24 protein-coding genes are annotated in these 20,567 nt (G+C 62.3%); 11 read left to right on the top strand and 13 right to left on the bottom strand.

Annotation, left to right across the window (positions count from 1 at the left end; all coding sequences use genetic code 11):
- The first annotated feature begins 71 nt into the window (after window positions 1-71).
- Both FJW08_RS26130 and FJW08_RS26125 read left to right on the top strand, forming a co-directional pair.
- Window positions 72-1,139: an aldo/keto reductase gene (locus FJW08_RS26130; RefSeq protein ID WP_140812869.1), complete on the top strand. Its 1,068-nt coding sequence runs from the start codon at window positions 72-74 to the stop codon at window positions 1,137-1,139.
- A gap of 42 nt (window positions 1,140-1,181) precedes the next feature.
- Window positions 1,182-2,450 (top strand): cysteine desulfurase-like protein, encoded by a 1,269-nt coding sequence (locus FJW08_RS26125; RefSeq protein WP_181183052.1) that lies wholly within the window; start codon window positions 1,182-1,184, stop codon window positions 2,448-2,450.
- Window positions 2,451-2,465: 15 nt separating this feature from the next.
- Here FJW08_RS26125 and FJW08_RS26120 read toward each other — a convergent pair whose 3' ends face one another.
- Genes FJW08_RS26120 through FJW08_RS26100 form a run of 5 tightly spaced genes read right to left on the bottom strand, consistent with a single transcriptional unit; the run spans window position 2,466 to window position 7,978 of the window.
- Window positions 2,466-3,494 (bottom strand): histone deacetylase family protein, encoded by a 1,029-nt coding sequence (locus FJW08_RS26120; RefSeq protein WP_140755126.1) that lies wholly within the window; start codon window positions 3,492-3,494, stop codon window positions 2,466-2,468.
- The gene (locus tag FJW08_RS26115; RefSeq protein WP_140755124.1) at window positions 3,491-4,006 is read right to left on the bottom strand and encodes a GNAT family N-acetyltransferase; all 516 of its coding nucleotides are present in this window, start codon (window positions 4,004-4,006) and stop codon (window positions 3,491-3,493) included. Before FJW08_RS26115 ends, FJW08_RS26120 begins: the two co-directional genes overlap by 4 nt.
- Before the next feature lie 9 nt (window positions 4,007-4,015).
- Complete coding sequence (locus FJW08_RS26110) at window positions 4,016-4,945, bottom strand: 3-keto-5-aminohexanoate cleavage protein (protein WP_140812867.1); 930 nt, start codon at window positions 4,943-4,945, stop codon at window positions 4,016-4,018.
- A 5-nt stretch (window positions 4,946-4,950) separates the two neighbouring features.
- Complete coding sequence (locus tag FJW08_RS26105) at window positions 4,951-6,336, bottom strand: aspartate aminotransferase family protein (protein WP_140812866.1); 1,386 nt, start codon at window positions 6,334-6,336, stop codon at window positions 4,951-4,953.
- A gap of 1 nt (window position 6,337) precedes the next feature.
- Window positions 6,338-7,978: a N,N-dimethylformamidase beta subunit family domain-containing protein gene (locus FJW08_RS26100; RefSeq protein ID WP_140812899.1), complete on the bottom strand. Its 1,641-nt coding sequence runs from the start codon at window positions 7,976-7,978 to the stop codon at window positions 6,338-6,340.
- Between the two features lie 156 nt (window positions 7,979-8,134).
- On the opposite strand from FJW08_RS26100, the gene FJW08_RS26095 reads away from it, so the two are divergent.
- Window positions 8,135-8,383: a ParB N-terminal domain-containing protein gene (locus tag FJW08_RS26095; RefSeq protein WP_140755118.1), complete on the top strand. Its 249-nt coding sequence runs from the start codon at window positions 8,135-8,137 to the stop codon at window positions 8,381-8,383.
- 143 nt (window positions 8,384-8,526) lie between these two features.
- On the opposite strand, the gene FJW08_RS26090 is transcribed toward FJW08_RS26095, so the two are convergent.
- On the bottom strand, window positions 8,527-9,555 hold the full coding sequence (locus tag FJW08_RS26090; RefSeq protein WP_140812865.1) for a 2OG-Fe(II) oxygenase family protein: 1,029 nt from the start codon (window positions 9,553-9,555) through the stop codon (window positions 8,527-8,529).
- A gap of 113 nt (window positions 9,556-9,668) precedes the next feature.
- Here FJW08_RS26090 and FJW08_RS26085 point away from each other — a divergent pair, with 113 nt between their 5' ends.
- From FJW08_RS26085 to FJW08_RS26065, 5 genes are all read left to right on the top strand, one after another.
- Window positions 9,669-10,064 (top strand): GFA family protein, encoded by a 396-nt coding sequence (locus tag FJW08_RS26085; RefSeq protein ID WP_140812864.1) that lies wholly within the window; start codon window positions 9,669-9,671, stop codon window positions 10,062-10,064.
- Between the two features lie 152 nt (window positions 10,065-10,216).
- A complete protein-coding gene (locus FJW08_RS26080) occupies window positions 10,217-10,414 on the top strand; it encodes a hypothetical protein (RefSeq protein ID WP_140755112.1) in 198 nt (65 codons plus the stop codon).
- A gap of 193 nt (window positions 10,415-10,607) precedes the next feature.
- The gene (locus FJW08_RS26075) at window positions 10,608-11,480 is read left to right on the top strand and encodes an undecaprenyl-diphosphate phosphatase (protein WP_140812863.1); all 873 of its coding nucleotides are present in this window, start codon (window positions 10,608-10,610) and stop codon (window positions 11,478-11,480) included.
- A gap of 147 nt (window positions 11,481-11,627) precedes the next feature.
- Entirely contained in the window at window positions 11,628-12,254 is a 627-nt protein-coding gene (locus FJW08_RS26070; protein ID WP_140812862.1) for a transglutaminase-like cysteine peptidase, read from the top strand.
- A 103-nt stretch (window positions 12,255-12,357) separates the two neighbouring features.
- Window positions 12,358-13,149, top strand: a complete 792-nt coding sequence (locus FJW08_RS26065; RefSeq protein ID WP_140755106.1) for a phosphodiester glycosidase family protein — start codon at window positions 12,358-12,360, stop codon at window positions 13,147-13,149.
- Between the two features lie 5 nt (window positions 13,150-13,154).
- On the opposite strand, the gene FJW08_RS26060 is transcribed toward FJW08_RS26065, so the two are convergent.
- Window positions 13,155-13,787: a DedA family protein gene (locus FJW08_RS26060; protein ID WP_140812861.1), complete on the bottom strand. Its 633-nt coding sequence runs from the start codon at window positions 13,785-13,787 to the stop codon at window positions 13,155-13,157.
- Window positions 13,788-14,112: 325 nt separating this feature from the next.
- Here FJW08_RS26060 and FJW08_RS26055 point away from each other — a divergent pair, with 325 nt between their 5' ends.
- Complete coding sequence (locus FJW08_RS26055) at window positions 14,113-15,186, top strand: GH25 family lysozyme (RefSeq protein WP_140812860.1); 1,074 nt, start codon at window positions 14,113-14,115, stop codon at window positions 15,184-15,186.
- A 34-nt stretch (window positions 15,187-15,220) separates the two neighbouring features.
- Here the strand turns inward: FJW08_RS26055 and FJW08_RS26050 are convergent, their stop codons facing one another.
- From FJW08_RS26050 to FJW08_RS26025, 5 genes are all read right to left on the bottom strand, one after another.
- A complete protein-coding gene (locus FJW08_RS26050; protein ID WP_140755100.1) occupies window positions 15,221-15,409 on the bottom strand; it encodes a hypothetical protein in 189 nt (62 codons plus the stop codon).
- A 276-nt stretch (window positions 15,410-15,685) separates the two neighbouring features.
- Window positions 15,686-16,573 carry a DDE-type integrase/transposase/recombinase gene (locus FJW08_RS26040; RefSeq protein WP_210241218.1) on the bottom strand — a complete coding sequence of 296 codons (888 nt, stop codon included), beginning with the start codon at window positions 16,571-16,573 and terminating at the stop codon, window positions 15,686-15,688.
- Between the two features lie 45 nt (window positions 16,574-16,618).
- Complete coding sequence (locus FJW08_RS26035) at window positions 16,619-17,635, bottom strand: P63C domain-containing protein (protein ID WP_140812857.1); 1,017 nt, start codon at window positions 17,633-17,635, stop codon at window positions 16,619-16,621.
- 91 nt (window positions 17,636-17,726) lie between these two features.
- On the bottom strand, window positions 17,727-17,918 hold the full coding sequence (locus FJW08_RS26030) for an RNA-binding protein (RefSeq protein ID WP_246682579.1): 192 nt from the start codon (window positions 17,916-17,918) through the stop codon (window positions 17,727-17,729).
- A gap of 22 nt (window positions 17,919-17,940) precedes the next feature.
- Entirely contained in the window at window positions 17,941-18,168 is a 228-nt protein-coding gene (locus FJW08_RS26025; RefSeq protein ID WP_140812855.1) for a 4-oxalocrotonate tautomerase family protein, read from the bottom strand.
- A 209-nt stretch (window positions 18,169-18,377) separates the two neighbouring features.
- Between FJW08_RS26025 and FJW08_RS26020 the strand changes: the two genes are divergently transcribed.
- A complete protein-coding gene (locus FJW08_RS26020; protein ID WP_181183051.1) occupies window positions 18,378-19,352 on the top strand; it encodes a DUF3592 domain-containing protein in 975 nt (324 codons plus the stop codon).
- A 12-nt stretch (window positions 19,353-19,364) separates the two neighbouring features.
- On the opposite strand, the gene FJW08_RS26015 is transcribed toward FJW08_RS26020, so the two are convergent.
- A complete protein-coding gene (locus FJW08_RS26015; protein WP_246682576.1) occupies window positions 19,365-19,703 on the bottom strand; it encodes a hypothetical protein in 339 nt (112 codons plus the stop codon).
- Window positions 19,704-19,904: 201 nt separating this feature from the next.
- On the opposite strand from FJW08_RS26015, the gene FJW08_RS26010 reads away from it, so the two are divergent.
- Complete coding sequence (locus FJW08_RS26010) at window positions 19,905-20,426, top strand: hypothetical protein (protein ID WP_140812853.1); 522 nt, start codon at window positions 19,905-19,907, stop codon at window positions 20,424-20,426.
- Window positions 20,427-20,567: the final 141 nt, after the last annotated feature.

The following is a 20,567-nucleotide window of genomic DNA, read 5'->3' as shown; positions in this document are numbered from 1 at the left end:
TTCGCTTTTCCTATAAGATGCGAATTCCTCCCGGCGCAGCCGCGCAGACCTTCCCTCCGGAGCAGAATTCCATGCACAAACGCCGTCTCGGTCGGACCGATCTTCTTGTTACCCAGATTTGCCTTGGTTCGATGACCTGGGGCCAGCAGAACACCGAGGCCGAGGGCCATGCCCAGATGGACCTGGCCTTCTCGCGTGGCGTCAATTTCATCGACACCGCCGAACTCTATCCGATCCCGCCCAAGGCCGAGACGCAAGGGCGGACCGAGAAGATCATCGGCAGCTGGATGAAGTCCAAGGGCAATCGCGACAAGGTGATCCTTGCCTCAAAGGTCGTCGGTCGCACGGCCAATGCCTGGTTTCGCGGCGACCGACCCTCGCAATTGGTGCGGGCCGATATCTTTGATGCCATCGACAAGTCGCTGGCCAAGCTCGGCACGGACTATGTCGACCTTTATCAGATCCACTGGCCGGAGCGCGACATTCCCTGGGGCGCCAACCCGACGCGTGTCGGCGCGGTGGCGCGGCGTGCCGATACTGTCGGCGCACCAGCCGGCGAAACGCCGATCGCCGAGACGCTCGCAGTGTTCGAGGAACTGGTGAAGGCAGGGAAAATCCGCCATTTCGGTCTTTCGAACGAGAGTTCTTGGGGCGTGATGCGCTTCCTCGCGGAGGCCGACAAGGGGATCGGTCCGCGCGTCGCCTCGATCCAGAACGCCTACAACCTGGTCAACCGCACCTTCGAGGTGAACCTCGCCGAGGTTTGCGAGCGCGAAGAGGTCTCGCTGCTCGCCTATTCGCCACTGGCGCAGGGTTATCTGACCGGCAAATACGATCACGGCGCCCGCCCGCAAGGCTCGCGCTCGCAACTGTTCAATCGCGGTCAGCGGTATGAGACGCCCAATGCCGCCGAAGCGCAGCTCGAATACAATGAACTGGCACGCTCGTTCGGCCTGGAGCCGGCGCTGTTTGCCAATGCCTATGTCTCGAGCCGACCTTTTGTCACGTCGAACATTGTCGGCGCGACATCGGTTGCACAGCTCGAGATAGCGCTGTCTTCGGTGGATGTCGTCTGGACCGAAGAAATGCAGAAAGCGGTGGACGCCGTTCACCAGCGGGTCGGCAATCCCTGTCCGTGACCGAGTCCGGAATTTTCGAGCAAAAGCAAAGGGGTGGAGACGATGGTGGATTTCCCGATCGAGGCCGTGCGTGGAAAATTTCCCGCTCTCTCGCTGACCGACAAGGGCCAGCGGCGCATCTATCTCGATAATCCTGCCGGCACGCAGGTGCCGCAGGCCGTGGCCGATGCGGTGTCGCGCTGCCTGCTCACGACCAATGCCAATCTTGGCGGCTATTTTGAAACGACGATCGCGGCGCAGCAGATCGTTGACGAGGCGCATCTGGCGATGGCCGATTTCCTCGGTGCCGCAAGCCCCCAGGAGATCATTATCGGCGCCAACATGACGACGCTGACCTATCACATGTCGCGAACGCTCGGGCGCACGATGAAGCCAGGCGACGAGATCATCCTCACCCGCATGGACCATGAGGGCAATGTGTCGCCCTGGCTGCAACTGGCCGAGGACCTTGGCCTCGTCGTGCACTGGCTGCCGTTCGACGAGAAGAGCTGGCAGGTCGAGGAGGCGACGCTGGCAGGTCTGCTGTCCGGCAAGACACGGCTGGTGGCGTTGAACTACGCCAGCAATCTCACCGGCTCGATCAACCGGGTCAGGTCTTTGACCCAACTTGCGAAAGACGCCGGCGCGCTGGTTTATGTCGATGCCGTGCAATTCGCGCCGCATGGCCTGATCGACGTGCAGGAGCTCGGCTGCGATTTCCTGATCTGTTCGGCCTATAAATTCTTCGGTCCGCATATGGGCATATTGTGGGGCCGGCGCGAGGTCATCGACGGCCTGAAAGCCTATAAATGCCGCTGTTCCTCGAATGGCCTGCCGGAGCGTTTCGAACTCGGCACGCCGCAGATCGAACTGATGGCCGGGCTCACCGCCGCGGTCGACTATTTTGCCGACCTCGGCGCCTCGGCCGGCGAGGGTGGGTCGAGAAGGCGCAGGATTGCCAGGGCGTTCGAAGTCTCCATCGCCTATGAAAACCCGTTGGCGCAAAGGCTGATCGACGGCCTGTCCGATATTTCCGGGCTGACCATCCACGGCATCGCTGATCCGGCGCGGATCCATGAGCGTGTCCCGACTGTCTCCTTCACCGTGGACGGCATAGTGCCCGAAACGATTGTGCGGCAGATGAACGCCGAAAACATTTTCCTGTGGTCGGGCCACAACTATGCCTGGGAAATCGTCCACCAACTCGGCATTCCCGCCGAGCAGGGCGTCGTGCGCATCGGCATCGCGCACTACAATACGGCGTCCGAAATCGACGAAACGCTGGAGAGCGTGCACCGGGTGATTGCCATGCTCAGGCAGCAACGCTCCTGACGCGAGCTTGCATTGTCACCGCGCCTTGCCGCCAAAACCGGTGAGGAACGCGGTGAGATTGTCGCCGAGCGCGTCGCAGAGATAGCCGCCTTCCTGGACGATGACCGTCGGCAGGCCGAGCCGGGTGATCGCCTCGCCGATGCGCGAGAAACCTGGCGTCGTCACCGAAAGCCCGCCGAACGGATCGCCCTCGAACGCGTCGAGGCCGAGCGCCACGACCAGCGCATCGGGAGAGAAGGCGCGGATGCGCTGGACCGCCACGGCGAGTGCCTCCAGAAACGCCGCGTCCGCGGATTTGCGCGGCAGCGGCAGGTTGAAATTGTAGCCAAGTCCCGGACCTTCACCGCGCTCGTCGGCATGGCCCCAGAAGAACGGGTAGAAGCGCACGGGATCGGCATGAAGCGAAACGGTCAGCACGTCAGGCCGCGCATAGAAAATGCCTTGCGTGCCATTGCCGTGATGCAGGTCGACATCGAGGATCGCCACGCGGGCAGCCTGTCTGCGCAGCACCTGTGCCGCGACGGCCGAATTGTTGATGAAGCAGAAGCCGCCGGCGACATCTGCAAAGGCGTGATGGCCGGGTGGTCGGCACAGTGCATAGGCACCGGAAGCGCCTGCCATCACCGTTTCCGCCGCCTCGACCGCGCTCCAGGCGCTCCATAGCGCGCTATGCCAGGTTTCGCCCGAGATTGGACAAGCGGTGTCGGCCATGTGGTAGCCGGCCTGGCCGACAGCGGAGGCCGGATAGGAGCCGTTGCGGGCGATCGGGTGGATGTTGGGGATGACCTCGGCCGACGCCCCTTCGATCCGCTGCCAGCGTTCGAAAATATGTTCGAGGAAGTCGAGATATTCGGGTGTGTGCACCGCCGAGACCGGGCCGAGGCCGTGATCGCGCGGTCGCTCGATCGTGCAACCGGCGGATTTTGCGCCGGCTAGCAATCTTTCGACGCGTTCCGGTTTTTCAGGGTTGGGTTGCGCCGCACCGCTGGAAAGAAAGGCCTTGGGGTCGTGCCGCTTCTGCTCCTGCGCGTAGAAGGCTTTCATTCCTGCTCCCCATTTTCCGACGCGTCGGCGAAGGCGAAAAAGGCCTCGCCGATGATTTTCTGCGTCTGCTCGTAACTCGACCAGGCAATGCCCAACCTCTCGTAAAAGGTCTTGGCTCCCTCATTGTCGGTGTCGACGGACAGCCTGAGATACACGCCGCCATCCCTACGGCACTCGGCCGCCACGCGCCGCAGCAGGCGTTCGCCGATCTTGCGGCCACGGAACCGGTCCTCGACATAGAGGTCCTGCACATAGACGCCAGGCCGACCCATCCAGGTCGAGAAGATCGGGAAATGCAGGCAAAGCCCGGCGAATTCGCCACCGACTTCGGCGATCAGGGTCGAGAAGGCGGGCTTTTCGCCGAAGCCCCAGGTTCTGAGGTCGTCCGCCGTCGAGACGATTTCCTCGGGCGCGCCGATATGGGTACCGAGCTTCAGGATCGCCGCATGGATGTTTTCGACATCATCGATGGTGCCGGGGCGGAGGAGGACATCATTGGATGGATTAGTCACGGTCTTGTCTCAAAAAGCCACCCGGTCGCCGCCCTTGAGCGCCAGCATGTCGCGCGCTTCCGCCGGTGTCGCAACCTCCAGCGAAAGCCCGTCGAGAATGCCACGGATGCGGCGCACCTGGTCGGCGTTGGATTTCGCCAATTGGCGGCCGTCATAGAGGCTGTCTTCCAGCCCGACACGGACATTGCCGCCCATCGCGGCGGCGATCGATATCAGCGGAATCTGGTTGCGGCCCGCGGCCAGCACCGAGAACTGGTAGCTGTCGCCGAACAATTTGTCGGCGATGCGCTTCATGTGGACGAGATTGTCAGGGTCGGCGCCGATGCCGCCCAGTATGCCCAGCACGAACTGGATGAACAGCGGTCCCGACACCAGCCCCCGGTCGCGGAAATGCGCCAGCGAATAGAGGTGGCCGACATCGTAGCACTCGAACTCGAAGCGGGTGCCGCAGCCTTTGCCAAGCCGCTCGAGCACGCCCTCCATGTCGGCGAACGTGTTCTTGAAGATGGTGTCGCGCGTGGCTTCGAGCAGCTTCGGTTCCCATTCGTGTTGCCATTCCCTTGGCTTGTCGAGCATCGGAAACAGCGCGAAATTCATCGAGCCCATGTTGAGAGAGCACATCTCGGGCTCGGCCCGAAGCGGCGCCGCCAACCGCTGGTCGAGCGTCATCAGCGAGGAACCGCCGGTGGTGATGTTGATGACAGCCGACGTCGCCTGCTTGATGCGCGGCAGGAACTGCATGAACACATCGGGATCGGCGGTCGGCCGCCCGTCTTTTGGGTCGCGGGCATGCAGATGCAGGATCGAGGCGCCGGCCTCGGCCGCCGCGATGGCGTCCGCGGCAATCTGGTCCGGTGTCACCGGCAGATAGGGCGACATCGACGGCGTGTGCACCGAACCTGTAACGGCGCAGGTGATGATGACTTTGCGCGGCGCCATCTGCTCTACCCCCGGCCTTCGACCGGCAGATCTAGCTCGGAGGCAAGAATCTCAAGCGAGTCGCCAATGATGGAGATGATCTCGCCGATCTGTTCGCTGGTGACGATCATCGGCGGTGCCACCATGAAATTGTCGCCGTCGACGCCGCCCTTGACCCTGCGGCCATAGATGATCAGCCCGCGCTCATAGGCCAGGTCGAGCAGGCGCTGAGTGGTTTTTTTGCTCTGTTCGATCGGTTTCAGCGTATCGGGATCGGCGACCATTTCGGCGCCGGTAAGCAGCCCCTTGCCGCGAACATCGGCAATGAACGGGAAGCGCTTCGCCAGGCCCTTCAATCCGTCCATCAGCACGTCGCCCATGGCGGCGGCGTTGGCGATCAGGTCGAGCCGGTCCATTTCACCCAGCACGGCAAGTCCGGCGGCGCAGGCCAGCGGGTTGCCGGCATAGGTGTGGCCGTGCTGGAAGCCGCCGGTGGCGAGCAGCGGCTCGACCAGCCGCATCGGCGCCGCCAGTGCCCCGAGCGGCGCGTAGCCCGATCCCAGTCCCTTCGACAGCGCGACGATATCCGGCTTGCAATTCCAGTGGTCGCCGCCGAGGAATTTGCCGGTGCGGCCGGCACCGCTCATCACTTCGTCATGGATCAGCAGGATGCCGTAGCGGTCGCAGATCTCGCGGATGCGCGCATAGTAGCTGTCCGGCGCGACAAGCGCAGCGGTCGCGGCGCCGCCGATCGGCTCCATGATGAAGGCGACGACGCTTTCGGGGCCTTCGGCGAGGATTTTTTCCTCCAGCATGTCGGCATAGCGCACGCCGCGCTGCTCCATCGAGAGATTGTCGCGGTCGCGCCAGGCGGTTGGTGCCGGCACGGTCGGCATCACCCGCATCATCGGCGTAAAAGTCTCGGCCAGCGCATCGTCGCCGGTGATCGAAAGCGACCCCAGCGTACCGCCATGATAGGAAGGGAAGCGGGTGATCACTTTCCAGCGGCCGGCTTGGCCGGTGGCCACGGCCCATTGCCTCGCCAGCTTGATGCAGGATTCCGTCGCTTCGGAACCACCGGAGACGAAGAAGATGCGGTCCATGCCTACCGGCAGCTTGCCGGCAAGTTCTCGCGCCAGTTCTTCCGCCGGCTCGTTCTCGAAATGCAGCCGGTAGGCGAAGGTGGCGCGGTCCATCTGCCGCTTCATGGCGTCGAGCACATTGCGGTTGGAATGGCCGATATTGGCGACCATCGGCCCGCTCGATCCGTCGATGAAACGGCGACCATCCTGCGTCCACATGTAGATGCCTTCGGCGCGGTCGATCAGCGGCCGGCGTAGGCTGGAGAGGTAGAACAGATGCGATTGGCGCCGGGCATCGGTGTCTTGAATGGCAGGCTGGACTTTCGACATGTCAGGACTTTCCAAGAAAGCGATCGAGGACATTCTGGGTAACCCGTTCGACCATCGGGTCTTGTCTTAGCAGGCCGGCGACCCATTCGCAGCTTCCGGCGTGGAACACGTCGCCCTTGCCGCGTGGAAAATTGACGATCATGCCATTGCCGCGTTTGACCTTTTCGAGATTGGCGTCGCTCGCCTCGCCGAACAAAGTTTCGGCGGTGAAGCGGCCATCCTCGTCGGTGAGGAACTGGTCCTCGACCGGGATGTCGGCGCTTTCCTCGACCTGGCTTGCCATACCGACGGCCAGCACCTGCAAGCCATCGGCCGCGCCGCTGGTGGCGGTCGGGTAGGGCAGGCCGCCGCGTATCTCGAAGTCGAGCCCGTCCACCTCATAGCCATAGACATGGCTGTCGGCGCCGAGCAGGTCGCCGTAATAGATGCCGGTGCCGGCGAAGGCCCAGTGCTCGGGCCGATAGACCGGAAAGCCGCGTACGCCACGTGGCGCGCAGCCGCCCCAGCCGGCATAGACACCACGTGTGGCATTGAGCCCGAAGGTCGCCGAACCCGGCCGGCCGATTTCGGGCGCTTCCCAGGAATTGGTGGCGCGGGTCACGTCGCCGCCGCGATAGGCCGGGTCTTCGGCCCGGGCGCGGTATTTGTAGCAGACCTGCCGGCGGCCTTCGTCCTCGAGCCGCGTCTGCCACATGAAATTGCCGGCAAAGCGCGCCGCATGACCGCCGCGCTCGACATAGAAGTCGACCGCATCGCGCATTTCCCAGGTCCAGTATTCGTCGTGGCCGACGAAGACAGCGCAGTCGTAGCCGTCGAGAATCTCGGGCGAAAAATGCAGATCGTGCTGGCTTGTCAGGTCGACATCATAACCAGCCCGTTCGGCGAAGCGAAAAAAATGGCTGTCGTAGCTGGCCCAACCGGACGAGGCGTATTTCTTCGAATGACCGGTGGCGAGCGCCCACTCCATGTGCGGATACCGCGGCACGGTCTTCGGCGGCACCGCGACCTCCAATGGCACGCGGGGCGCATCCCCGGGCAGCACGACGAAGCCGCGGCACCAGGGGCGCTGCGTCGACACGATGGGCGAGTACTGGTTGCGGTCGGGCCCGGTGATGCCCTGATAGTGGTTGGAGCCTCCCCAGGTGTTGTAGGCAAGCCATGTGCCTGTCGCCGCCACCTGCAGCACGCGGCCGGGTTTCTTGCCGGGCTGGGGAGAAACGATAAAAATGTGGTGACTTTGGATCGGCTTGCCGTCGCGCCCGTCTGCGGTCAGGGTCACGCGATAGGCGCCGGACGACCAGTCGCTTCCGACGCAAAATTCGAAGGAGGCTTGCCAGCCGCAACCTTCGGCCGAGCATTGATCCGGACTGTCCTGCCAGCACGATGCGATGCCAGACTTCTCGAACATTTTCGTCTCGGTGCCGCCGTCCCGAACGATCGTGATGCCGAAGGACGGAGCGGTCGAACTGACATGCAGCGTAACCGTCTCGCCGGCACGGTACGAAAACCGGTCGCTGTAACACCAGATCTCGCCGCGTTCGCCATCCATGCCTGGCCATTCGTAATAGTGGCCGCGCACGGCATGGCGGCGTTGCTCGGGCGTCAGCCCGAAATCGGGAAATTCGGTCGGCGGATTGATCATGAAGCCCTGGACCATCGGAGGCGCCATTTCGGCGATCCGCCGGCCAGGCGTCAAATGGAAACGATCATGCCAGCATTCGTTAGCCGCACTCTTGGCCGCGCTCGGCAAACCGACTATCTCAGGAAAGATGGCGGCGGCTCCGCCACGGGGACAGGCATGCTCAGGGTGCAAAAGGTCAAGGTCGACGACATCTATGTGCCCACCGCGCGCAAGAAGACGCTGCATCCCGAGACCGTCCGGCATCTGGCCGAGGATATACTGGAAAACGGTATGAAGACGCCGATCCAGGTCCGCCACGACGGCAAGCGGCACATACTTGTCGAAGGACTGCATCGTCTGGAGGCAGCCAAGTGGCTCGGCGAGTCGGAGATCGACGCCTATCTGGTGCACGCCAAACGTCACTGACGCGCGCCTCCTCTGCAGCACTCACAGTGTCCAGAATTTTTCACCGGCGATTTCGGGTCGCGTTGGCTCGGCTCGTCCTTGGGACGCAAACCTGACCCTGCCATCTCCGCAGGTCGTCTCCAGCGAGACGGCCTGCGTGTCGCTCAGGAAGCCTTGGCGCGGCGCGGCTGCCTCAGATGCTTGATACCGCTCATCTCGACGAAGTTCGTCGCCGACTCCCAGAGATAGTCACCGTAGAGAAACGGCGCGAACGGTTCGGCGTCGTCCAATGGCAGAGGCGAGATTTCCGCATCGACGCGCGGCTCGTAGAAGAACGGGATCGAGAACCGCACCGTTTTCGGCGCGATGACCCGGTGCCGTGTCGCCCGCACGCGGCCGCCGGTCCAGCGTTCCAGCAACTGGCCGAAATTGACCGCCAGCGTGCCGTTGGCTGGAGGCACGTCGATCCATTCGCCGGCGAGGTTCTTTGCCTGCAGGCCCTCGACGCCATCCTGCGCCAGCAAGGTGACGAAGCCTGAATCGGCATGTTCGCGGCCGATGATGGTGCGCATCTCACCCTTGTGGATCACCGAAAACTCCGGCCCGCTGGTGTCGACGCCGGCATTGGCGTCGCGCAGGGGATAGCGGATCAGGCGCAGCGTCGAGATGCCACCATCGAAATAGGCATCGAAGATCAGTTCAGGCAGGCCAAGTCCGCGAGCGATCGACCGCATCAGCATGGTGCCGATCGTCTCCATCGCGCGATAGTAGTCGGCTGTCGCGGTTCGCCAGCCGGGCAGCGCATTTTCGGCCGGCAGTGGTGTCGGCTCGCACAAGGGATCGTCGGAGGCTGACAGTCGCGCCGCGTCGGCAAGGTCCGGCCCCATGTCGATACCTTCCTTGTAGGAAACGGCTTGCGGCTGCAGCGGAAACCAGCCGCGGTAGAAATTCTTCTTCGTGTGATCGAAATTCCAGCGCAGCAATTCCTGCCTCCCGGCATCGGGAAGCGCGAAGATGCGCAGCACTTGCGCGCGCTTGTCCGGCGTCAGCCAGTCGTCGCCGGGGAAATCCCGGACCGCCATGAAGCCGATGCCGGACGCGGCGGCCATGATCCTGGCGTCGCAGCGGTCGCGGGCGGGCGAGGGCGGTCCGAACAGAGCCGCAATGCCGATTGTTTCGATGTCCGCTGTCATGACGGTCCTGCCACATCACGATAATCGATGACCTTGTATCAAAGCTTTTCAATTGACCCAATCGGCTTCGCCGCTACCTTGCCGCCTGTTCACTCCAACAATGGATCCAGGCGATGACAAAATATGAGGGCGGATGCCTGTGCAGGGCGGTGCGCTACCGCACCGACGCCGGCCCCATCAACGAGCGCATCTGTCATTGCCGGCTCTGCCAGAAGGCGATCGGCGCGGCCTTCAATGCGCGCGTTCTGTTCCGCATCGACGATGTGACGGTCGAGGGCCCGTTGGCCACGGTCAATACCTCGCCGGACCTCGAGCGCGGTTTTTGCCCGAGCTGCGGCACGACGATGTTTTCGCGGCGCGTTTCGGCCGGCATCATCGGCGTCACGACCGGTTCGCTCGACGACCCGTCGCTGTTCCGGCCCCAGATGCATATCTGGACCACCTCGAAGCAGCCTTGGGTGATGCTGGACGACGGCCTGCCGCAATATGAAGGCGCTCCGCCGGCCTAGGCTTTCTCCTTCCCGTCAGCAGGAGAGGACGTGCCCTAGGATGACCAAAAAATAACCCAAAGAGACACGCGATAGCCGGCAAAGCGTCATTGGCGGGCCATCTTTGTCACCCTATCTAAGCGTCGCGGGCCCGGCATTCGAGGAGACGACGGATGAGCGACAGCATCAGCACCCTGGACGAGCTTTTGAGCGACCCGATGGTCCTGCTTGTGATGGAGCGCGACCGTGTGCGCCCGGAACAGGTGCGCATGCTGCTTGAGCGGGCTCGCCGGCCGTCCGCAGAGGAGCCTGTCATGCCGCCCGCGCATGTGATTGCCAGGACCTGCCAGAAACTGTGGCTGTGCCCGTAATCGTCTTGTCAACCTCACCCATGGGAGCATCGCCGGCCCTTCGGGCCGGTTTGAACCGTACGCGCCTGACGCGGCGGTGCCAGCTTACAAATCCGTAAATTGATTCTCCGCAGCATGACGGTATGGCTTGTCCGGCTCCGATCGCCGCCGATCGTGCCTTCGCAAGTCCGATCTCTCCCGCATGGAACCCGACATGGCTGATATCTGCACGCAAGGCGTCGACACGGGCTTTGTCGGCCTTGGATTTGCCAAGGTCGCATTCCTCGGCCTGGTGCAAGGCATCACCGAACTGCTGCCGATTTCCTCGACCGCCCATATGCGCATCGTGCCGGCCGTGCTCGGCTGGCAGGATCCGGGTTCCGCCTTCTCTGCCGCCATGCAACTGGCGGCCCTTGCCGCCGTGGTCAGCTATTTCTGGGGCGATGTGAGGGATCTTCTGTTCGGGTCGCTCGACGCCCTCACGCGCCGCGATTTTGCCGACCGGCATTTCCGCCTGGCGCTGTGGATCGTGCTGGCGACGATCCCCATCGTCATCGCCGGGGTGGCGCTCTCGGGCGTTCTCAACACCTGCAATTCGCCGTTGCGTAGCCTGAGTGTGATTGGCTGGGCCTGCATCGCCATGGCGGTCCTGCTGGGGCTGGCGGAAATCCTTGCCCGCCACCGGCGCACCATGGCCGACGCGTCGCTGGCCGATGCACTGCTGGTCGGCATCGCGCAGATCGGCGCCTTGATACCCGGAGTTTCCCGTTCCGGCTCGACCCTGACGGCGGCACTGGGGCTTGGCTTCAAGCGGGCGGAGGCGGCCCGTTTCTCGTTCCTGCTCGGGCTGCCGGCCATCGCGCTCGCCGGCCTCAAGGAATTGTGGGAACTGCACAAGGTGCATCTCGATGCCCATGGATGGTCGGTTCTCGGCATGGGACTGCTTGTGGCCTCGATATCGGCCTTTTTCGCCATCTGGGGCCTGATGCGCGTGCTGGAACGCTTCTCCGCCTGGCCCTTCGTCATCTATCGCGGCGTGCTCGGGGTTGTCTTGCTGCTCGGCGTGGCAACGGGATGGCTTGCCTAGGCCGGATCGGCACGCTTCCGGTGTTGCGCGGCTGCAACCGCCGGGAGGACATGAACCCATGCCCGAAGATGTGATCGGACGCCTTCATTGACTTCCGGCAACATCCGCCCTTAACGTTCTGTTAACAAAACAGATGGGCGGGGCCGGATGGCATCCTTGATGGGTTGGCGCCGGAAGGCGAAGGGGCTGGGGCTCGCGATTGGCCTGATTGCTTTCTGTTCGGCGGCGAGTTCCGCCTACACGGCTCCCGTTTCCATGGTTATCGGCGGCTCGACCTCCCAGCCGATCGGCCACTATGATTTTTGCAAGATCCATTCCGCCGAGTGCTTGATCCGTTCACCCGACAGCGAGCCGGCACGACTGACCGCCAAGCTGTCGCGGGAGATCAGAGCCGTGAACCTTTCGGTCAACGCACGCGTCAAGCCGATGAGCGACATGGACAATTACGGCAAGGAGGAATGGTGGGCCTATCCGGACAATGGCTTCGGCGATTGCGAGGATTACGCGCTGGAAAAGCGGCGTGAGCTCAACAGCCTGGGCATTGCCATAGCCAACCTCCTGATGACGGTGGTTCGCAAGCCGGACGGCGAGGGCCACGCCGTGCTGACGGTGCGTACCGACAAGGGCGACTTCATCCTCGACAATCTCGTCGACAAGGTTCGTGTCTGGAACCAGACGCCGTATCGCTATCTGAAAAGACAGGCGAGTGACGACACCGGGCACTGGGTCTCCATTCTTGCCGGCGAAGAGAAGCTGGTCAGCGCCGTCAAATAGCCGTCGGGCCGTAGTCCACGCTTCTCCTCGAGCAAATCCTTCATCGTGCCGGCAAGCGGTGCTATCCACGACAATTCGTTGGGACCGACAATCCGGAACGCGCATGGATTTTTTGACTCTCCTGCATTCTGCGCCCTTGTTGCTGACCTTGGTCAAGGGCGCGTTGCCCCACGCGGTCGCCACGATGATGGCATTCGGCCAGTGGTTCGCTTCGGTGCCGCCTTGCCGTGACGTCGCCTTCGAGGCCGCGAGCTTTCTCGTCTGCGAGGTCGATCCGAAACTGTATTCGATCGAACTGTTCTGGAAAGACCCGGCGGGCAAGCCTTTTCAATCGCTGCACAATCTCGACAGCGCCCAGCGCACGGCCGGCCGTACCATGTTGTTTGCCATCAATGGCGGCATGTATCATCCGGACCTCAGGCCGGTCGGCCTCTATGTCGAACGCGGCCAGGAAATGGCCGGTGTGAAGACGGGCTCGGGAAGCGGCAACTTTTCGCTGCAGCCGAATGGCATCTTCTACGTCGGCGGCGGCAAGGCCGCGGTCCGGGCGACCAGGGACTTCGTCAGGCAGCGGCCAGCCACCGACTATGCGACGCAATCGGGGCCAATGCTGGTGATCGACGGCCAGCTTCACCCGAAATTCCGGTCCGACGGCACGTCGCGCAAGAGCCGCGACGGCGTCGGAGTGCGAAAGGATGGGGTTGCCGTCTTTGCCATCTCGAACGGCACGGTGACGTTCCATGCCTTCGCCCGCCTGTTTCGCGACGTGCTCGGCTGCGACAACGCGCTCTTTCTCGACGGCACGATATCGAGCCTGCTCGCTCCGGCCCTCGGCCGCAACGACGACTACTGGAACCTGGGGCCGATGATCGGCGTCTTCAGGAAGCGCGGCTGAACGCCCTAAGCCCGGGTATCGCGCCTGCCGCGCAGTCTGATGACAATAACGACGACGATGATCGCCGCCGCCATGGCCGCGATCACCGCCAGGCCGAACAGGCTGGTTGCGTCTAGCTCAGGCAGATTGTCGGCCCCTTTCGCCACCAGCCACCCAGGCGACAGCACGACCGGCGCCCAGATGATCGCCGACAGGATGTTGGCGATCTGGAAGCGGCGCCTGTTCATCCCCATCATGCCCGCGACCAGCGGCACGGTGGCACGCACCGGACCGAAGAAGCGGCCGACGAAAACCGCGGCGAAACCGTAGCGATGGAAGAACAGGCGCGCCCTGGCGATCTCGCGGCGATAGCGGTTGAGCGGCCATTTGTGGACGACGCCGCGCCCGAGCCATTTGCCGAGAAAGAAGGAGATGGTGTCCCCGAGCGCCGCGCCGATCATCGCGGCGAGGAGGACCGGCAGTGGCTGGACGATACCGGCACCCACCAGGCCGCCGACGATGATCAGCACCGTGGTGCCGGGCAACAGGATGCCGACCAGCACCAGCGATTCGCCGAAGGCCAGCAATCCGACCACGAGGCCCGCCCAGGCCTGATGGTTCTCGATGAAACCAACGCTCTGGTCGATGAACGACTGCACGCAAGCTCCCTTTGAAAGTGTTCCTCAGCTGCCGCTCTCGAGCAGGCTCCTGAGTTGGTCGAGCTTGTCGTTGACGAGCCAGCCGCGTGGCCCGGCGCCTTTTCGAGATTCATGGGAACGCCGGCGCATACGCCGCATACCGTTCTCAACAGCCATATCATGGCGCTGTCAAGGCTTGGCCGGGCCGCTCCTGCGACTGTCTGAAAGGGGCCACAGCCATGGTAAAAAACTTGATTCAAACTTTATTGGTAATTTCTCGTTCATAACTCGTCTGGTTGTCCGTCGGCCGTCGCCTTCGGTCTGTTGTGTTTGAGTACAGGTCCAGATGCGGTTACCAGGCGTCATCAGTTTCGTGATCGCATCGCTGTGCCTTGCCGGCTGTTCGTCGACATCGGGCATGGACGCGCTCGACATGCAGAAGCCGTCCAATGAGACGACCAGTTCGGTGGTGCGGCCAAGCGCGCCGATCACATCCGTTCCGGTGGCCAAGGCAAACGCGGCGCGCAATCGGGTTGAGGTTGCGCCCGAGGACGACACCGCTCGGCCCTTCGGCCTTGCGGAGGAAGAGACGGTGGCGTTTCCCGCACCCGAACTGCCCGACAGCGTCGAGCCGCCGATCGAGGAGGCTGCCCTGGTGTCGCCGCCGAAACTGTTGTCGCGGGCGGCGCCGCCCATGCTTGCAGGCCCGGTCACGCGCTACGGCTTCCGCGATGCCAAGCCGATCAATTTCGGCCGCTCGTCGCCCCGTCACCTTGCCGTGCATGGTGTCGACGTGTCGCGCTGGCAAGGCGACGTGAATTGGGAGAAGCTGCGCGCCCAGGGCGCCAACTTCGCCTACATCAAGGCGACCGACGGCGGCGACCATCTCGACCCGATGTTCACCAGGAACTGGCGCGGCGCCGACGCCGCCGGCCTGAAGCGCGGGGCCTATCACTTCTTCTACTGGTGCCGCACCGCCGGCGAGCAGGCCGATTGGTTCATCCGCAACGTGCCGAAGGTGGAGGGCGCGCTGCCGCCGGTGATCGACGTCGAGTGGAACGGCGACTCCAGTTGCCAGCGGCGCCCGTCGCGCGAAAAGGTGCTGGAGAAGATGCAGGTGTTCATGGACAAGCTGGAGCGCCGCTATGGCCAGCGGCCGATCATCTACACGGCGCCGGATTTCTATCGCGACAACCTTCAGGGCGCCTTCCCGGACTACCCGTTCTGGCTGCGCGCTGTGGCCCGGCACCCGTCAAAGGTCTATCCCGATCGCAAGTGGCTGTTCTGGCAGTATTCCGGCTCCGGCCTGTCGCATGGCGTGACCGGCCGCATCGATCTCAACGTCTTCCACAGCGATGAGCGGCAATGGCGCGCCTGGGCCGGCGGTGGCGGCAGGCAGATGATGGCTGACTCGGACTAGGACGGGATACCGTCCGTCGCCCGGGCGCTCGTCCCTATCGGAACTGGTTGCTTCCGGCGTTCTTTTCCTCGCACAGCCGCAGCCGCGTCCTCAGGCTCATGATCTCGGCGATGGCGGCATCGATCATGGCGAGAAGCGTCAGCGTGTCGTGCTGGGTCGGATCGGCCCTGACATAGGCGAGCTGGTTCACGATATCGGTTTCGTCGTCGGCTTTGTCACTCATGCGCATCGTCCCGGCTGTTGTCTTCCTGGAATTTATCCGATCGGGTCGATCGTCAAGTGGTCCTTCTATCAGGTAGTGTCTCAGTTTGAAATTTGCCGCCGGTATTGATTTAGACTGAGCTCATTTGCGCCGCCCGCATAATCAGGATCGGCAGTTTGCACGGGATCGTCTTCCCATCCGCACTCTGGGCAGATTTCGTAGCTGCCGGGCTGGCTCACGACGAGCGAACGGCAGCATGGGCACGGGAGTAGCGAACTGGTCATTGCGACAAGATAGCTAGGCCCAGTGCTTCTTGTAAGGCCCGCGCTTGCCCGGCTTCGGCGCAACGGCGTCCATCTTCTCGCAAAGATCATCCATCGACCACAAGGTTGCCGACACGCCAGCGGCCATTGCTGGCGACGTTTTCACCGTCTTGTGAATGCGAATGAAGTTGTACCAAACCGTGTACAACGCGACCATGTGGACGTGGTTTTCGAACTTCTTTGAGAACGCATTGGTAAGGCGCGTGAAGCGGCGCATCTGCATCCGCATGGTGAGGTTCTGCCGCTCTACGTGCGACGTGCTGACATGCGCCAGATCGGGCGAGCCTTCAATCCGGGTCTTTACCGCGCCAGTGCAAACGGCGGGGCTGTAGCGGCGTTCCTGTGGCACTGCTTTGCCTTCCGGCTCGCCGTACTGCTTGACCAGCATGGCATAGTCGATGTCCGCTCCAAAGGCTTCCTCGACCGCATTGAGATAGGCGCGGTGACCGTCGGTCGTAAGCTGGACGCGATTGGCAAGGCGGTCCTTCACGTCGTCCATGAAGGCCAACGCATATTCGCCGTCGCGACCGCCGACCAGCCACGAAATGATAAGCTTGCTGTCGGCGTCCAAAGCGGTCCAGGTCCATGTGTCGCCAGCGCCATCGACCGGCTTTTTCATACCGGAAACGTTCTTCTGCATCGCGCCGGTAAAACTCCAAATTTCGTCGCACTGCACGCGCTTGGACTTCACGTTGCGGACTTCGCGGTCATGCAGATCGGCGCAGAACTTGCCGGCATCAACCAGCAGCTTGGAAACCGTGTTGATCGACACGTCGGCAACGCGGGAGATCGACCGCATGGAAGAACCCTCGCAAAGCATGGTGAGGATTTGGACGCGGGTTTGGAGGGGCAGCTTGTTCACGCCCCTAATATGTGAACTTTTATGCTTAGTGTCAAGCATTACTGTTCATTTATCTGGAGGGGGAAGCGAGAATAGATCGTTGGGGCCCGGCGGGAACTTTTTACAGAACAGGCGGGAAAAATCCGACCAGTCATCAGCAACCGCTAATAGCGTGGTGACTGCAACAATCTGCTTTTCGAGATGTGGGTTGCCGATGTCGTCAGTCAGAAACCGATGATGCGTGTATCGTCTGCGTCCCTTGTCAGGGTCGCGCGGGTTCTTATTGCGCAACTCATCCAGAACACCTTCAGGCAGTTGCTTGTAAATCAATTCGTTGGTCAGCTTGCCGATGTAGTGGTTGCGCTTGTTCGATCCTGGGGCGTATCGCCAGCCGCGTACCCGATGCAATTCCGCATAGAAGCTCTGAGGGAAGCGTTGTGTCCAAGGCATCAGTTCGGGGGCGATATATGCAGCAAGGATCTTTTGAAGTTCATCGCGGGCGCGGTAGGCCTGATAACCCGTAGCCTCGTCAACCAATGCGACGATGCCAACGTCGGCAAGGGCCCGCATCAATTCTTCGGCCCGTTGAGCTTTGTCGAGCTGCTGGTCTTGCAAAGCGCCAGCGGCGCGGGCGCTCAGCCAGATTTCGCAAACAGCGCGAAGGATGCGCGCATCGTAGCCGATAACAACAGATCTACCGTCCACGTAGCGGATTGGCCTAAGGGGCCCATCCAGCAACTCGTTGGAAATAAACGGCTCTAACTGCCGTGGTGCCACAAAAAGGGGCAGATGGGCCCCAGCTTCGCCTGCCGCCTTCTTCTTTCTTTTAGATGCGCCGCTACGCCCGCCGAGCAAGGCATTCGCAATTCCATTTTCGGACAAGACACGCGTACCATCCGTGAGAACGGCGCAGGGAATACTGATGTTTCCGAGTTTCAGCGTTCCGGGGAAATCCACGCTGGGGAGATTGGCTTGATCCTCCCATCGGGCCCTAGCCGCACCCGACGCAATTGCCGATTTTTCCTCGGGAGTTAGTTTTTCGGCTCTTGCGAGCCCGCCTTTGCTCTGTGGGTTATGCGGCATAAGAATCGCTCCATGCTTGCTAAGGCTGGAGCGCTATCATGCTTGCAATTCACCTGCAAGCATAGAGGCGGAACAAAAGCTAACGTGCTTGCTATTTTCCCCAGCGCTTCGCAGCAGCCTTCTTAGCGATCTCGGCGCGCCGCTCCGGCGTCATGTTCTCGGCGCGCTTTTTACCGCCCTTTGCGCCGAGCGCCTTGGCGGCAGGGTCTTTGCCGTCATCGATAACGGAGTCGTCTTCCTCGCCGGTCGCAATACGCATGACGCGGACGGCATTGCCGATCACATCGGCTGGTCGCTTCTGGCCTTTAGGTCCGGTTGGCATCGCGCTGCCTCCAAAGCTCGGTAAGGGACTCGCCTTTGCGACCCCAGTTATCTGTCTCCACCTCGTCAATGACGACAAAGACGTATTCCGGGTCGCGCCCAAGCTCCTTGACAAGCACGTCGGTCATGCCGCGTATGACGGCGCGCTTCTGCTCGACCGATGCGATGCCCTTGGCAATTTCCACTTTGACGTATGGCAACCGCGCCTCCATGCTTTCCGCTAAGCATATAGGAGTTCGGGCCGGGGCGCGACAACGGGTTTTGCCGCCTCAAATTTCAAACTGAGACACTACCTTTTATCACGTCGTCGTGCGGATGGCGTTGCCGGCGTTCATTTCCCAATCTTGCGAATAGACGAGACATTTCCGGCGCCGTGCTGTCTATATGCGGGCTGCTGCACTCTTGGTCGTCGGGGGGCGAGTTGGAGCTCAAATTTCTATTGGTTGGCTTTGCCTGCACGGTCGCCGGCATGCTGTCGATCGTCACCTTCCTGAAATGGCGAGAGGTCAAGGCCGCCAGCCGCTGGTTGCCGACGCCTGGAAAGATCGTCTCGTCGCGTGTCGAGGCGCGCGAGGTGACAAGCTCGGGCACTGGCTCGGAAAGCAGCACTTCGACCGAAATCCGCAATTTTCCGGCCATCACCTATGAGTACAAGGTGGGTGGCAAGACATTCCAAAGTTCGCACTACAGCGTGCAGGAGAACCTCGGAAATTTCGAAGTCGCGGAAACCCTTGCGCGGTTTCCGCGCGGCGCGGCGGTAACCGTGTTCTATGACCCGTCCAGTCCGGGCAAGGCGGTGATCGAGCGCACCATGCCGGATGGCGCCTTCAAGTTCATGGTCCAGCTTTCGGCGGGGCTGGTGGTTGGTGCGCTGGTGCTGGTGTTTTCCGTCGGTGGCGTGATGGAGGCAATCGGGCCGCATTTGCCCAAGCCGCAGAACCTCGGCGCCGCGGCGTTCCTGCTGTTCATGGGTCTTTTTGTGCTGCGCATGGGCTTTGCCCAGAAATCGATGGCCGAGCAGGCGACAAAATGGCCGACCACCGCCGGCCGTATCGATGCGTCCGGCCTGCAGGCGATCAAGACCCGCGACAGGTTCGAAGGCTACCGGCCTTGGCGCACTGTCTTCAAATCCCGCATCGTCTACAGCTATGGTGTCGCCGGACAGCGCTACAGCGCCGATCGCGTCGCTTTCGGCGCCAGCGTGACGGCCTCGCTGCCCGGCCTCGTCGGCGGTCAGGCGAGGCGGTATGTCGAGAGCGGCAAGGTCGACGTGCATTATGACCCCGCCAATCCCGCCTCGGCGGTGCTCGAATGCCGGGTGCGCGGGCTCTGGCTGCTGTGGGTCTGTTCGGCAGGCTTTCTCGGCGGCTCGGCCTTGCTGGTCGGACTGGTCTGAGCGTCGCCGCCTTCAGCAGCGCACGAGAGGTCCGCTATCGAATCCCCGCCAGGTCAATCGCACCGTCGCGCCATCTCTTTTGATATGGATGATGCGGGAAAATGGCTCGTCAAGCGATGGGTCCTCGCCATAACACTGGCTGGCGCGAACCACCCAACCGGTGGCGGTTTTGCGGAAGCTCGCGTGCTCGCAGCCGAGGTTGGGAAACGACAGGGCCGATTGATCCACGGTGAAGACAGTCTGGCGCTGGACGTCGGCGGTCGCACGGCAGTTCAACCTGTCCCTGGACCAAGTCCCGACATAGGGCGCTGCCGCTGCGGCCGGCACAATCGCAGTTGCGGAGATTGCCATGATCATTGCCAAACGCTGCATCCTTGTCCCCCTGGGCCGTCGTCTGATCATACAGATTGCTGGTTTGCGTGGGGCAAGTTTCGATCGACGTGCGATAAACGCAGCGGTTCCGGATTTCGCTTATGGTTTTGCACGGATGATGCGACTGTGCAGCCCGGCACGCAGCCGGCCTTGCTTCACAACGCTTTCCCCGAGATTTCGATGACCATTCGCAAACTGGCCTTTGTTGTCCTGGGTTCGCTAGGGCTCATGCAAGCGGCGAGCGCCAAGGAATGCCTGCTGAGCCACGCCACCTATCAGGAGCCACGCTCGGGCGCGGTCATGCAATTCCGGCCGCTCGACAACGAACCAGCGGCACTGACGACGCAGGTGTTCTCGCTGACCGTGCCCCATACCGACATAAGTCTGCCGGCCGACATCACCTGGACCAACGGCAAAAATTCATTTCCGCTCGGCACCATCCGCCACACCTGCACCGACGACGACCGCGAAGCGGGTCTGCAGGACGGCAGCGGGCTGTGCAGGATATGGGACGGGCAGATCTATGCCCTGACCGGCGGCGGCGCCGAGCAGCTGAATTCGCGCGAAGCGACACCGGCGCCGAAAGGGCTGCTGCTGCCGCAGTTCGGTGCGACGTTCGCCGAATGGCCCGACTTCGCCAATGCCAACCCCGACGGCTCGGCCCGGGATGCTTTTACTTTGACGGGATGCAGCGATGAATAGCGCGATGGCATCGATCATCTGGATCGGTGCCCTGGTATCTGTGATGGCAACCTACAGTGACTCGTGCCGAACCCGCACCGTCGTCCGCCGACCGACAAATGCGTCGGGAAAAGCACAGTAACATCATCGGTTCGGTCGTAA

The organism is Mesorhizobium sp. B3-2-1, from assembly GCF_006439515.1.
Lineage (GTDB): Bacteria > Pseudomonadota > Alphaproteobacteria > Rhizobiales > Rhizobiaceae > Mesorhizobium.
The sequence above is the reverse complement of the archived record's forward strand: the minus strand, read 5'-3'. Positions and strand labels throughout refer to the sequence as shown.